12 protein-coding genes, 1 pseudogene and 1 riboswitch are annotated in these 13,290 nt (G+C 46.0%); of the genes and pseudogenes, 3 read left to right on the forward strand and 10 right to left on the reverse strand.

Annotated features, from left to right (window positions below; genetic code table 11):
• Positions 1 to 44: 44 nt before the first annotated feature.
• Complete coding sequence (locus tag GGQ95_RS00365; protein WP_044743465.1) at positions 45 to 560, reverse strand: hypothetical protein; 516 nt, start codon at positions 558 to 560, stop codon at positions 45 to 47.
• 168 nt (positions 561 to 728) lie between these two features.
• The gene (locus GGQ95_RS00370; protein WP_183186199.1) at positions 729 to 2,417 is read right to left on the reverse strand and encodes a formate--tetrahydrofolate ligase; all 1,689 of its coding nucleotides are present in this window, start codon (positions 2,415 to 2,417) and stop codon (positions 729 to 731) included.
• 144 nt (positions 2,418 to 2,561) lie between these two features.
• Here GGQ95_RS00370 and metA point away from each other — a divergent pair, with 144 nt between their 5' ends.
• The 3 genes from metA to crcB (GGQ95_RS00385) all read left to right on the forward strand — a co-directional run bounded on the left by metA (position 2,562) and on the right by crcB (GGQ95_RS00385) (position 4,870).
• Positions 2,562 to 3,470 (forward strand): homoserine O-acetyltransferase MetA, encoded by a 909-nt coding sequence (gene metA / locus GGQ95_RS00375; RefSeq protein ID WP_080861874.1) that lies wholly within the window; start codon positions 2,562 to 2,564, stop codon positions 3,468 to 3,470.
• A gap of 509 nt (positions 3,471 to 3,979) precedes the next feature.
• A riboswitch (Fluoride riboswitch) is annotated at positions 3,980 to 4,039 on the forward strand.
• Positions 4,040 to 4,091: 52 nt separating this feature from the next.
• Positions 4,092 to 4,508 (forward strand): fluoride efflux transporter CrcB, encoded by a 417-nt coding sequence (gene crcB / locus GGQ95_RS00380; protein ID WP_044743507.1) that lies wholly within the window; start codon positions 4,092 to 4,094, stop codon positions 4,506 to 4,508.
• Positions 4,508 to 4,870: a fluoride efflux transporter CrcB gene (gene crcB, locus GGQ95_RS00385; protein ID WP_183186200.1), complete on the forward strand. Its 363-nt coding sequence runs from the start codon at positions 4,508 to 4,510 to the stop codon at positions 4,868 to 4,870. The genes crcB (GGQ95_RS00380) and crcB (GGQ95_RS00385) overlap by 1 nt, the downstream gene beginning before the upstream one ends.
• A gap of 580 nt (positions 4,871 to 5,450) precedes the next feature.
• Here the strand turns inward: crcB (GGQ95_RS00385) and GGQ95_RS00390 are convergent.
• From GGQ95_RS00390 to cobM, 8 genes and pseudogenes are all read right to left on the reverse strand, one after another.
• Positions 5,451 to 6,125 carry a class I SAM-dependent methyltransferase gene (locus tag GGQ95_RS00390; RefSeq protein WP_183186201.1) on the reverse strand — a complete coding sequence of 225 codons (675 nt, stop codon included), beginning with the start codon at positions 6,123 to 6,125 and terminating at the stop codon, positions 5,451 to 5,453.
• A 176-nt stretch (positions 6,126 to 6,301) separates the two neighbouring features.
• Positions 6,302 to 6,841, reverse strand: coding sequence for a cob(I)yrinic acid a,c-diamide adenosyltransferase (cobO, locus tag GGQ95_RS00395; RefSeq protein WP_183186202.1), 540 nt, complete (start codon positions 6,839 to 6,841; stop codon positions 6,302 to 6,304).
• The gene (cobA, locus tag GGQ95_RS00400; protein WP_044743459.1) at positions 6,828 to 7,604 is read right to left on the reverse strand and encodes a uroporphyrinogen-III C-methyltransferase; all 777 of its coding nucleotides are present in this window, start codon (positions 7,602 to 7,604) and stop codon (positions 6,828 to 6,830) included. The genes cobO and cobA overlap by 14 nt, the downstream gene beginning before the upstream one ends.
• Positions 7,601 to 8,638: a nicotinate-nucleotide--dimethylbenzimidazole phosphoribosyltransferase gene (cobT, locus tag GGQ95_RS00405; RefSeq protein ID WP_183186203.1), complete on the reverse strand. Its 1,038-nt coding sequence runs from the start codon at positions 8,636 to 8,638 to the stop codon at positions 7,601 to 7,603. The genes cobA and cobT overlap by 4 nt, the downstream gene beginning before the upstream one ends.
• Before the next feature lie 5 nt (positions 8,639 to 8,643).
• On the reverse strand, positions 8,644 to 10,149 hold the full coding sequence (locus GGQ95_RS00410) for a cobyric acid synthase (RefSeq protein WP_080861860.1): 1,506 nt from the start codon (positions 10,147 to 10,149) through the stop codon (positions 8,644 to 8,646).
• On the reverse strand, positions 10,142 to 11,500 hold the full coding sequence (locus GGQ95_RS00415; protein ID WP_183186204.1) for a cobyrinic acid a,c-diamide synthase CobB: 1,359 nt from the start codon (positions 11,498 to 11,500) through the stop codon (positions 10,142 to 10,144). The genes GGQ95_RS00410 and GGQ95_RS00415 overlap by 8 nt, the downstream gene beginning before the upstream one ends.
• Positions 11,485 to 12,582: a cobalt-precorrin 5A hydrolase gene (locus GGQ95_RS00420; protein WP_159719724.1), complete on the reverse strand. Its 1,098-nt coding sequence runs from the start codon at positions 12,580 to 12,582 to the stop codon at positions 11,485 to 11,487. Before GGQ95_RS00420 ends, GGQ95_RS00415 begins: the two co-directional genes overlap by 16 nt.
• 1 nt (position 12,583) lies before the next feature.
• A pseudogene (gene cobM / locus GGQ95_RS00425) lies at positions 12,584 to 13,270 on the reverse strand (precorrin-4 C(11)-methyltransferase); the annotation flags it as partial.
• Between the last annotated feature and the right edge of the window lie 20 nt (positions 13,271 to 13,290).

The raw sequence follows: 13,290 nt of genomic DNA on the forward strand, positions 1-13,290 counted from the left end.
TATAATAAAAGAACGGAGAGGAACTTTTCCACTCTGGCACTTTATCATTTGGCCAATAATTTCAGTTCGTGAAGAGATTTTAGCATATATGGCAGCATTTCCTGCAAATCATCGATATGGGTTTCATCAATAAGCCGGCCAAATTGCACTTTTATTTCATGGCTGCCTTGCCCGCTTTTATAATCGCGTCGCAAAGTTTGCGAAATGCTCCGATTGCTTCCCCAAATCTTTTGGAGCACTTCTTCCACTAAAGGGCAGACTGTTTCCTCCTGCATTAGCGGCATCGTAAACATAATCGTTAATTTGCACCCTGGAGCCGCTAATGTTTGCAGCAGTTCTCCAGCCATTTGCTCCAAATCCATTGTCAGCTCCACCTTGCACGATACATCCACTCCTAGCTGTCCCCGTAGCTGAAAAGCAATCTCGTACATTCGTGAAAGGTGCGCTAAATCGATGAAATCATGGCGCTCTATCACTGCGATGACGCCTTCTAAATCTAAATCATAAACAGCTCCTTCGATCACTGTTTTCAAATTATCAAACACGGTTGGATCAAACATTCGTGTGTCTCCCTCTTTATGAACTCCATCTTTATTTTTCAGCAGCAAAGTTGAACATGGGCCTCTTTCACTCGAAAGCGAAGGGGATGAGAACAACAGCATTCTCGTCATCAACAAAAAAATACTTCTGTTCGACAGACGGCCAGCTTCGCCGGATCAGCCACTTAGTTAAAACAGCCCAATCGCTTGTCCGCGCTCATCAATATCCATCTGTAATGCGGCCGGCTCTTTCGGCAGTCCCGGCATCGTCATAACGTCTCCCGTCAAAGCGACAATGAAACCGGCGCCTATCGATGGCTTTAACTCCCTCACCGTAATGGCAAAGCCTGTCGGACGCCCTAATTTTTGTGGATCGTCAGACAGCGAATACTGCGTTTTCGCCATGCACACAGGTAAGCGATCCCATCCGTATTCCGCAAATTGAGCCATTTGCTTTTGCGCCTTTGTAGAAAACTCGACCGCTTGGGCTCCGTAAACAGCATGGGCAATTTTGCGAATTTTGTCAGGCAGAGGATCATGGAGATCATATAAAGGAGCAAATTGGTTTGTGCCATGTTCGATCATATCCAGCACTTTTTCCGCTAGCTCCATTCCTCCTTCGCCGCCTTTTTCCCATACTTCTGTTAAAGCAACTGGATAGTGATGGTCGCGGCAAAATGACAGCAGCGTTTCGATTTCTTGATCCGCATCAGTGATAAAGCGATTAAGAGCAACGACAAACGGCAAACCGAAGGCTTGAATGGTTTCGATATGCTTTTGTAAATTGCTTAACCCTCTTCGCAACGCATCCACATTTTCGACTGACAGTTCTTGCTTGGAAGCGCCTCCATGCATTTTCAACGCACGAACGGTCGCAACAATAACAACAGCGGCCGGTTCGATTCCTGCGAAACGAGCTTTAATATGCAAAAACTTTTCCGCGCCTAAATCCGCACCGAATCCTGCCTCTGTTACCACATACTCACCGAGCTTCTGTGCCATTTTCGTCGCAATGATGCTATTGCAGCCATGGGCAATGTTAGCGAACGGACCACCGTGCACCAGTGCTGGTGTATGCTCAGCCGTTTGAACTAAATTCGGTTTAAATGCATCCTTTAAAAGCAGCGTTAACGCTCCCTCAACACCCAAATCACCGACGGTCACCGGTTGCTTATCAACATTATACGCCACCACCATTCGCGACAAACGCTCTTTTAAATCAGTTAAATCTTTGGCTAAACAAAAGACAGCCATAATTTCTGAAGCAACGGTAATATCAAAGCCATCCTCACGCGGCACGCCTTGAGTTGGACCGCCGAGACCGACGATCACGCGGCGGAGGGCGCGGTCATTTAAATCGACCGCTCGCTTCCAAACAATGCGGCGCACGTCAATGCGCAGTTCATTTCCTTGATGAATATGATTGTCGATAAACGCTGCCAAGGCGTTTGTCGCGGTCGTAATCGCATGCAAATCTCCTGTAAAATGAAGATTAATTTCATCCATCGGCAGCACCTGTGAATAACCTCCTCCAGTTGCGCCGCCCTTTACGCCCATCGTCGGCCCAAGCGATGGTTCGCGCATTGCCACAATGGCTTTTTTGCCAAGCTTGTTCAACGCCTGCCCCAACCCTACTGTAACGGTTGATTTCCCTTCTCCGGCAGGAGTCGGGTTAATCGCTGTCACTAAAATCACTTTCCCATCTGGCTTGCTGGCTAACCGTTTCATCACATCAAGCGAGATTTTCGCCTTATAGTGACCATATGGCTCAAACTCCTCCTCTAAAAGACCAAGTTCCTGCGCAATCTCCTGAATGCGCTTTAATTTGATTTCTTTGGCAATTTCAAGATCTGTCTTCCATTTCGTTTTCGTTGTCATCGCTTTTCCTCCATCTATTCAACAGCTTGTTCTATTAATATTTATTTTATCATTTAGAGAAATGTGAAAAAATTGATTGAACAAAATTCGTAATGTTCTTATAATTAAATTATTTAGAAAAATAAGGAATGGAGGATGAGACGATTGCCTATTAATATTCCCAAAAATCTACCTGCTAAAGAAATATTAGAGCAAGAAAACATTTTCGTGATGGATGAAGAACGGGCTTATTCCCAAGATATCCGCCCGTTGAATATAGCGATTTTAAATTTAATGCCACAAAAAGAAAAAACAGAAACACAGCTATTGCGCCTGCTCGGCAACTCGCCGCTGCAAGTGAATATTACCTTTTTGCATCCGGAAACACATGAAGCAAAAACGACAAGCAAGCATCATCTCGAACAATTTTATACGACCTTTCCTTCGATTCGACATCGCAAATTTGATGGAATGATTATTACCGGAGCTCCTATCGAGCATTTGCCATTTGAAAAGGTGGACTATTGGCGCGAGCTTCGAGACATTATGGAATGGACAACAACCAATGTGACCTCGACCTTGCATATTTGCTGGGGAGCGCAAGCGGGGCTTTATTTCCATTATGGCGTTCCAAAATATCAGCTGCCGCAAAAATGCTTTGGCGTCTTTGAACACTCGATCAAAGCAAAAAATATCAAACTATTACGCGGGTTTGACGATGTATTTCGCGTTCCGCATTCGCGCCATACTGATATTTCGCACAAAGATATCGAAGCCGTTCCAGAGTTGACGATTCTAGCGTCCTCCGATAAAGCAGGAGTATGTCTCGTCGCCTCAAACGATGGCAAACACATTTTTCTAACAGGGCATCCAGAATACGATGCCACTACACTCCAAGAAGAGTACGAGCGGGATCTCGCTAAAGGCCTGCCTATTCAAATTCCGGAATCTTATTTTCCAAATGACGATCCGACCAAACCGCCGTTGAATACATGGCGTGCTCATGCCAATTTGTTATTTGTCAACTGGCTCAATTACTACGTCTATCAAGAAACGCCTTATATTTGGGAGTGATGTTATTCTTTTTTCTTCGTGTTTATCTAATTGAAGAAAAAACTTGATTTAATAGGTTTTTTCCACCTATCTTCCCTTATTGTTTTTATTGTATTTAACTCATTTTCACCTAATTACGTGGTCAAATGCGTGGTCAATGTGGTCACAGAAAAAGCGGGAGCAATCCCGCTTATTTTTTAGATATCATATTTACATAGAATTTCACAAAGAACGTCATATATTTGGGAGTAAGTCGATTCTTTTTCTTTAGATTCGGCTAAATTGAAAGGCTTATCAAATTAATATTTTTCACTTATTTTCCTATCATTCATTTTAATGTACCATCATCCACCGGGAAGTTTCCCCACCTCTTACGGAATGGAGGTGGGGGCATATTCTGCTTACCATTTTTTATCTCTCCGTCTATTCCCCCTGCATAATCCAGCTTATCGTACAAAATGAACGCCAGATCCTTATGTAGGCCTTTCGATCATTGACAGAAGCCGAGCTTCCTTGATATAATCCAAGGTAATTGAAGAGGCGATGGAGTTCGCCGTAATTGCCTTTGAGCTGATGACTCCTACCGGTATGCAAATACTGGTGGAGTCTTTTTTTGTCCAAACTATTGAAGGGGTGGAAAAAATGATTTATATTGTTGTTGGCATCGCTGGCATGATCGGAGCGTTGTCTCGCTATTATTTGGGGCTGTTCGTGGATATATGGTGGCATCACCCATTTCCGTTTGCCACATTGTCCATCAATCTGATCGGCTGCTTTGCAATCAGTTGGATCACCATGTATTTAGCGCGTTTGCATAGACTCCCTTCCGAGCTTATAACAGCCATTAATACCGGATTTATCGGTTCGTTTACAACATTCTCCACATTTAGTGTAGAATCGGTAAGACTCCTTCAACAATCCGAATGGGCCATCGCCCTTAGCTATATTTTCAGCAGTTTAGCAGGAGGGCTTGCAATGTCTTGGCTGGGAGCTCAGACAGGTAATTTCCTTTTTGTTAAATCAACACAAAAGCATCGTTTCGAAGGAGAAAAAAAGTAATGCTCAATCATTCGGCTTTATTAGTAGCGATCGGTGGATTTTTTGGCGCCATTGCCCGATTCAGTATAAACAATTGGTTGAAACGGAGTGGAAGCACCCCTTTTCCAACGGGCACCTTTGTAATCAATTTAGCGGGAGCTTTTCTATTGGGATACATCTTAGGCAAAGAGCTGAATCAAGGCTGGCAGCTGCTATTAGGCACTGGGTTTATGGGAGCTTTCACGACCTTCTCTACATTTAAATTGGAAGCGATTCAGCTGCATGCGAATCGGAAACGGAAAATGTTCCTTCTATACTTAGGCGCAAGTTATCTATTCGGGATTCTTCTCGCCTTTTTAGGCATGAAATTAGGCCAGCGATGACGTCTGCTGGCTGCATGTAAGACTTTAAACTAAAAATTTGTTATAATGTTTAAATGGTTGCTTGTCGACAGTACTATACTGATTCCTTCTACACAGCAAAACTTCTTATATCTCGACAAAAACAGCTAAAGGGTTCGACACAAAAAAAAGAGAAATAAAGAAGAAAGCGATTCAGCACAGAAAAAAGAAAGGGATGACATAGGGATGAGAGCCGAACGAAGAAAACAATGGAAAAGTCATTGGAAAAAGTATAAGCACCTATATAAAGGATCGCGGATGGAACGGCGCAACAAATGGCGAAATAAGTGGGAAGATAAATATATGGCCAGTTAAATAAAAAGCAGGTTGTAGACAAAGTTGATGTTGACGTTGTCTACAACCATTTTAATTTCAAGAGGCTTAGCAAACAAGGAGCATAGCCGAGTAAAGACGCAAATCGAACAAGAAACGTTCATGAGCGGATGAATAAGGCCAATGACGCAGCCTAAAAGGGCTTGCCTTTGTTAATAGGCAAACCCTTTTAGGCTTTTTATAATAAATAGTAGATACTCGTGGTGCCAGAAGAACGGCTCACGCCGCTTTAGCGTTTGCGCAACATAAATAGCCACATAAATGTCAGCGCCTGTTTTAACTCTGTCGGCAGACCGGAAACAGCCTCTTCATCCACTTCTTTTTTATACACGCCTTTCCCGTCCACAAGTTCCCAGCCATTCTCTTGCGCCAGTTTTTCAAACTCCCATGGCATCATCGTATTGCAAATGACCGACTTGCCGTATAGACGCTGATAGCTGTTGGCTCGAGGGCCTGCTGTCGGACCAAGCAGCCCGACACATAAATAGTGGCCGCGCTTAATGACCCGTTTCATTTCATTTAACGCTTTTAACGGTTCTTCCGTCCATTCAAGTGAATTAATCGCCATCGCTCCGGAAAACGCTTCATCATCAAAGGGCAAATGAGTCAAATCCCCTTGAATAAACCGAAGCTGCTCATTTTCTCCTCTTATTCTCGCTTTTTCCACCATTTCATACGATAAGTCGATGCCTACCACTCGGTAGCCTGACTGCGCCAGCTTCCAGCTTCCATATCCGTCTCCGCATCCTAAATCAATCATTTCGCTCCCAATGGGGATATAGGAGGCAAGAAACGGCAAAATCGTTTTCCTGCTTCCGCGTTCCCACATGTCCTCACTGCTTTTATTCCAAAATTCGGCCCGTTCGTCCCACTGCTTTTTCGCTTCTTCGTGCCATTTAAACATGTTCGCTGCTTCCATCTCCTCTAAGTGAAAAAGTGGCTGTAAACCGATTATACATTGATCTTCAATGATTGAGAAGGACCACATGCTTTAGACTAGCATGATAGCAAACTTTATTTTTTCGCTCCCCTCCCTCTCCCACTTCCACTCTTAGGGTGAGAGACGCGCGGCGGATTAGGTTAAAACTCGATTCCCTTAACAGCGGAAATCCCTTCATGATAATCATGCTTCACCGCTTGCATGTTCGTTACAATATCGGCTAGAGCTATTAATTCCTTTGCGGCTGAGCGCCCCGTAACCACCAGATGAAGATGGGAGGGGCGCATTTTCATCAGCTCGACTACCTCGTCCAAGGAAAGAATATCATCAATAGGAAAACGCTGAATCGCCAGCGCATTATTGAGTTCATCTAAAATCATCAGATCATAGCTTCCCGACATGATTTTTTCCTTGGCAAACCGCCATGCTTCAGCTAATGCTCGACGATGCTCTTGCGGTGTTTTCGTCCATGTAAATCCAGCTCCCATCGCATATATCTCAATCCCTAATTTTTTCAGCATTATATGCTCTCCATATGTCCGCTCAGGCGATTTAATAAATTGGATGATGGCTACTTTTTTCCCTCTTCCCGCCGCTCGCAGCGCCAGTCCAAGAGCGGCCGTCGTTTTTCCTTTTCCATCACCCGTATACACAATCAGTCTTCCTTTATTTTGTGTCAACGATCTCACCTTCTAATTCAGGAAACCATTGAATGGTTTCCCGCAACTTTACCACTTCTCCGACAAGAATGATCGCTGGATGAGAAATGCCCGCTCCTTCCGCTTTTTCAGCAATATTTTGTAGCGTGCCAACAACCGTGCGCTGCCGCATCGTCGTGCCCCATTCAATAATAGCGACTTTCGTTTCAGGATCCTTTCCATGTTGGATCAGCTGCTGGCAAATATAAGGCAAATTTCCGATCCCCATGTAAAACGCGATCGTGTCGCTCCCATCCGCTAACGCTCTCCAATTTAAGGAATCGGCTCCATGCTTGCTGCGGACATGTCCAGTCACAATGGTAAATGAAGTCGCCAGATGACGATACGTGACCGGAATGCCTGCATAAGCAGCAGCGGCAATGCCTGCGGTAATTCCGGGAATTACTTCAAACGGGATGCCGTGCTTTACTAGCACCTCCGCTTCTTCCCCGCCTCGTCCAAATACAAATGGATCGCCTCCTTTTAGGCGGACCACCATTTTGCCTTGCAGCGCTTTCTCCACAAGCCATTGGTGAATTTGCTCTTGAATGTTGTCATGCTTTCCCGGCTCTTTTCCGGCATATATCAATTGCGCCTCGTTTTTCGCATATTGGAGCAAATCTTGATTAACGAGACGATCATAAATAATGACATCGGCTTTTTGAATACATTCCAATCCATAAACGGTCATCAGCTTCGGATCGCCTGGTCCCGCTCCTACTAAATATACTTTTCCTTTGCTCATGTTTGCTCACCACCTTGCGATACACTCGCTTCTGCAAATGTCGTCATATTCAACATATTCACAGCAAATTGCAGCAACGGAAAGGCCACTGCCGCCCCGCTCCCTTCGCCAAGCCGCATGCTTAAATCAAGGAGCGGCTCTTTTCCTAACAACGTTAATGCCACACGATGGCCCGGTTCTTGCGAGCGATGCCCCGCAATCATATAGTCGGCTGCATAGGGATGAAACAATTTAGCTAGAAGAGCAGCAGTTGTACAAATAAAACCATCAAGTAAAATCGGAATACGCTTTTCCGCCGCGCGCAGCATCGCGCCAGCCATTGCCGCTATTTCGAGGCCGCCAATCTTAGCTAGCAGCTCAAGCGGCTGAGAAGGATCCGGACGATGAAGCCGCAATGCCTGTTCGATGACTTTCGTTTTATGGGCGATCCTATCATCGGAAATACCCGTTCCTTTTCCAACGAGCTGTTCGACTTTTTGGCCGCTTAATGCCGCTAAAATCGCACTGGCAACAGTTGTATTGGCAATTCCCATTTCCCCGACGATCAAACAGCGAATCCCTTGTTCAATCATCTCATTAGCTTGCTGATAACCGACCAATAATGCTTGCTTTGCCTCTTCCTGCGTCATCGCTTCTTCTTCGCAAAAATGATTCGTTCCATATTTAACCTTTTGACGAATAACCCCTTCTCCCGGAATATCGGATGCTACCCCCACATCCACGACAGCAAATAATGCGCCAATTTGTTGGCTAAATGCATTGATCGCCGCCCCGCCGCGCACGAAATTCATCACCATTTGCGCCGTTACTTCTTGCGGAAACGCAGAAACACCTGTTTTGGCCACTCCGTGGTCGGCAGCAAACAGAAGCACACCAGGCGGGGTCACCTGCGGAACATGAGACCCTGTCATTTTGGCAAGCTCAATGACAAGCTGCTCTAAACGTCCAAGGCTGCCAGGCGGTTTGGTAAGTTGGTTGACATGGGCTTCTACCTTTTGTCCCGCTTGTTCATCTAATGCTGGAATATCAAACAATGGGGTTACCTCCTTTGAAACTCCTTCATTTTTTGTTCAATTGTCTCGATTCGGACATGGCGCTTGACACAATCCGCTAACCGATCAAAGGCCTGCTCGCGCATCGCTCGATACGAAGGACGGTCATATAAAGGCGGAAGCCCTTTGCTGTGCCGGATGTGATTTAATAAATGGGCGCGAAAGGAATCGTTATGAAAAATATCATGAAAATAGGTCCCCCATACCCGTTCATCCTCTGTCTTGCATCCGTCTGTATGGGCTCCCATAGCAATCAGCGAAAGATAGCCGTCACAAGGCGTTGAATGTCCCATATGAATTTCATATCCGCGTACTTGGAAGCGCTCATTGCCAAGCGTCAACACACCCTCTGAAAGCACGGTTGTTTTTTCTTTCTCCAAGGTCGTATCGATCGGAAGAAAGCATAGTCCTTTCAGCTGCTTCACGGTTGTCTCCACGCCGAATGGATCGCGAATATGCCGGCCAAGCATTTGATAGCCGCCGCAAATTCCGATGATGGCGGTATTTCCTTGTTCATAAAGACGATTGATTTCGTCTGCGATTCCACTTTCTTTTATATACAGCAAATCTTCCATCGTATTTTTGCTTCCCGGCAAAATCAATAGATCCGGCTGACCAATTTCTCTTGCTTTTGTAGCAAAACGAACATGACAATCCGGCTCGCTGAAAAATGGATCGATATCGGTAAAATTCGAGATGCGGGGATATTGAACAACGACAATATCAATCTCTTTTTGAGCATTTTTGTATCTAGAAAACTCCGCCAGCTTAACAGAATCTTCTGCATCAATAGGTAAATCCGGCATGTACGGAACGACGCCGAGCACCGGCACATTTGTATAGGCTTCAAACCAATCCAATCCGGGCTGCAAAAGCGCCACATCACCGCGAAATTTATTAATGATCACGCCGATCACTCGTTTGCGGTCGGCTTCTTCTAAAAGTTGCAACGTTCCTACTAAACTTGCAAACACGCCGCCCCGCTCAATATCGCCAATCAAAATGACAGGAGCGTTCGCCATGCGAGCAATACGCATATTGACAAGCTCACGATCGTTTAAATTAATTTCAGCCGGACTTCCGGCTCCTTCGATGACGATTCGATCATATTCAGCCATCAGCTTCCGCAATGAGCGCTCGACAACTTGCAGCCCCATCGCAAAAAATTCGTTTCGATATGCACTTGCTTTCATGTTTCCATACGGTTTTCCGTGGACCACGATCTGCGACTCATTTTCCCGGCTCGGCTTAATTAAGATGGGATTCATATCTGTAGTTGCCACAATTCCCGCTGCTTCTGCCTGTACTCCTTGTGCGCGGCCAATTTCTTTCCCGTCAAACGTGACATATGAATTGAGCGACATATTTTGCGATTTAAATGGAGCTGTTTTCCATCCCTCCTGGGCAAAAATCCGGCAAAAAGCAGTGGTAATGATGCTTTTGCCTGCATCGGAATGCGTTCCTTGAAACATAATCGGCAGCGCTTTAGGCATGATGCTTCATCCTTTCGCATTGTTGAAGCCAACGCTTTACCATATCAGGACATGATGGAAAATACAGATGAATATAGCCAGCGACAAGATTTCCGCGCATATAGCCATCCTTTTTCACTCCGCGCAATCCTTTTGCTTCATAGGCAAAATCGCTTTCTGCCAAACGCGTAAAAGTAGAATAATGAAATTCATGACCTCTGGCCGCCGTCCCTTTCGGAAGCAGAAAATGATCTCCTGTTACTTCACGATAACCAAGAGCGGCTAACTTCTCCTGCATGCGCACTCTCCCCGGAATGACACCGACCATCTCGTAAAACGTGCGGTCTGTCGTTTCAATTCCTTCTGTCAAAAACATAAATCCTCCGCACTCTGCAAGGGTAGGAATTCCGCGTTCAATGGCCTGCTTTATTGATTGCTTCACATGCTCTTGCTTGGATAGCTGTTCGGCAAATTCTTCCGGAAATCCCCCGCCGATATACAAACCGTCTGCATCATCTGGAACCGTTTCTCCAGCCAGTGGTGAAAAAAACATAAGCTTCGCGCCATATGCTTCCAGCATCTCAAGGTTTTCTGGATAATAGAAATGAAAGGCAGCATCCTTCGCAACCGCGATCCGAACAGAAGAGACAGCATCACTGGATAAAAAAGAAGGCTTCACTTCTAATTCGGGAGCTTGAGCTAATTGCAACAGCCGATCAAGATCAATCGTTTGGGCGATTCGCTCGCCAAGCTTTGCAAAAAAATGGTCAAGCTCGCCGCGTTCAATGGATGGCACGAGTCCCAAATGCCGTTCAGGAATATGTAAATCGTCTTGTTTTTGCAAATATCCAATGACCGGAATGCCGCATTCTTGTTCAATCGCGGCCTTGACTAATCGAAAATGCCCTTCGCTGCCCACGCGATTCGCAATGACTCCAGCAATATGCACGCGCTCATCCAACAGCTGAAAGCCGCGGACAACAGCAGCTGCACTGCGTGCCATCCCTGAACAATCCACCACTAACAACACCGGGCTTTTTGTCAATAAGCTGATTTCGGCCGTCGACCCTTCTATCGAAGTCGCTTGCTTGCCATCAAAGAAGCCCATGACACCTTCAATCACGGCAATGTCTGCTCCTTCCCCCCCTTTTTGGCAGACCGCTTTCACAATGTCCTCTCCGCCCATCCAGCTGTCTAAATTGCGGGATGGACGGCCGGTAACAGCGGCATGATAGGTCGGATCAATATAATCAGGACCGCACTTAAATCCCTGAACCGTATATCCTTTCTTTTTTAGCGCCGCCATCACGCCAATAGTAATGGTTGTTTTGCCGACACCGCTTCCCGTTCCGGCGATCACCATTCTGCGCATTGCCTTTTCTCCTCCTGAAGCAAAGCAACGGAAATCGTTACATTGCCTGATTTTTTCTTCACAAGCGCAAGCGTATCAGCGCCGCTGTACAATTTTGCTGCCGGCTCGCTGACACCATACGCTCCCGTATAACGAAAGACCGTTTCCGAAGGTTGTTCGATCTCCACTTGATTAAGCTGTGCGGGAGAATAACAAATAAACTCCCAACCGTATTTTTGTACAACCTTAAGGAGCCCTTGTTCGTCCTTTTTCAAATCAATTGTACAAATCGCTTTCACGCTCTTCCAGGAAAATTGCAGCTCCTTGAGCGTTTCCATAATGACCGCTTCAATCTCCTCGGCAGATGTGCCACGATTGCAGCCAACGCCAAGAACAAGAACCTTTGGACGATATAGCACGCCATTCTGTAAAATCGCTTCTTCATTTTTGGAAAGCAGCCGATGCGTAACAACAAGGGCCGCATCCGGCTTAGCAGCAAGTGCATCTGCAATCGAAGCATAGACGCGAATATTAGACGGTAAAGGCGTATCATATCGCCACCAATTCCGTTCGCCTGATTCTTGGATAATGGCGACATGCTGCTCATTCACCACCGCAGCGCTCACAGGGGTCAGCTTGTCTTCCGACTCCCATACCCAGCCGAATGAGCGGCCGAATAAATCTACAGCGATCGTTTTTTGAACATCGGAAGCGGTTGTGATAACGGGATGGGCATGCAAAAGTTGAGCTACCTCACGAGTTAATTCGTTCGCCCCGCCAAGATGGCCAGATAATACGCTTATGACATGCTCCCCTTTATCATCAATGACAACAACGGCCGGATCTGTTTTTTTATCCTTTAATAACGGAGCAATCATCCGCACAACCGCGCCAAGCGAAATAATGAGAATCAACCCACGGTATGTAACAAACAGTGAGGGAAGCAAGAGACGCACATTTCCTTCAAATAAATGAATGCCTTTCTCCTCTTCATCGCCTCTGGCAAATTTGCTCGCGTAATATACACGGGCGCCTGGCAGCTGCTCGCCGATTTGGCGCGCGATAGTCACCCCATGCTTCGTAATCGCAACAACAGCGTACATGCTATTTCTCCCCCTGCCTATATCCATGCGTAAACGTTCGATCATAGAGCTTTGAGCGGTACGAACGCTCAGCTATTGCCGAATCAAGCGCCCATCCTGCCAAGATCAGCGCGTGCTTGCGAATGCCGTTGGCACGCATATCTTCATCTAATGTTCCGACCGTTGAACGGACAATTTTTTGATCTGGCCATGTCGCTTTGTACACTACAACGATTGGCGTTTCCTCGCTCCATCCCGCCTCAAGCAGCGCTTTCGTTACCTTTTTCGTCAACGTGGCGCTTAAAAATAACGCTAGCGTACAATGATGTTTCGCTAATTCCTCCAGCTTTTCCTTCTCAGGAACAGGGGTGCGTCCTTCTGCGCGCGTTAAAATCACGGTCTGGGTTAAATCGGGAACGGTAAGTTCAGCATGAGCAGCCGCCGCTGCTGCAAATACAGAGCTGACACCAGGAACGATTTCAACGCCAATCGCTTCTTTTTTTAATTGAACCATTTGTTCAAGCGTTGCTCCATAGATCGACGGATCGCCGGTATGGAGGCGCACCACTTTTTTGCCGCTTTTGACGCGCTCCACCATCAGCTGAACGATCTGTTCTAAGTACATGCCTGCTGTGTGGAAGATTTCCGCTTCCGGTTTAGCTTGCTTAAGTAAGGCATCATTCACAAGCGAATCTGTATAAAAAATCGCATGCTTTAACGGTTAATACG

It is taken from the genome of Anoxybacteroides rupiense (assembly GCF_014196195.1).
Lineage (GTDB): Bacteria > Bacillota > Bacilli > Bacillales > Anoxybacillaceae > Anoxybacteroides > Anoxybacteroides rupiense.

Bases quoted from the DNA above. Each gene is read 5' to 3' on its own strand.
- GGQ95_RS00365 (WP_044743465.1), bottom strand. From the start codon at position 560: ATGTTTGATCCAACCGTGTTTGATAATTTGAAAACAGTGATCGAAGGA.
- GGQ95_RS00390 (WP_183186201.1), bottom strand. From the start codon at position 6,125: ATGTTTAAATGGCACGAAGAAGCGAAAAAGCAGTGGGACGAACGGGCC.
- GGQ95_RS00370 (WP_183186199.1), bottom strand. From the start codon at position 2,417: ATGACAACGAAAACGAAATGGAAGACAGATCTTGAAATTGCCAAAGAA.
- GGQ95_RS00420 (WP_159719724.1), bottom strand. From the start codon at position 12,582: ATGTACGCTGTTGTTGCGATTACGAAGCATGGGGTGACTATCGCGCGC.
- crcB (WP_183186200.1), top strand. From the start codon at position 4,508: ATGCTCAATCATTCGGCTTTATTAGTAGCGATCGGTGGATTTTTTGGC.
- GGQ95_RS00410 (WP_080861860.1), bottom strand. From the start codon at position 10,149: ATGCCTAAAGCGCTGCCGATTATGTTTCAAGGAACGCATTCCGATGCA.
- GGQ95_RS00415 (WP_183186204.1), bottom strand. From the start codon at position 11,500: ATGCGCAGAATGGTGATCGCCGGAACGGGAAGCGGTGTCGGCAAAACA.
- cobA (WP_044743459.1), bottom strand. From the start codon at position 7,604: ATGAGCAAAGGAAAAGTATATTTAGTAGGAGCGGGACCAGGCGATCCG.
- crcB (WP_044743507.1), top strand. From the start codon at position 4,092: ATGATTTATATTGTTGTTGGCATCGCTGGCATGATCGGAGCGTTGTCT.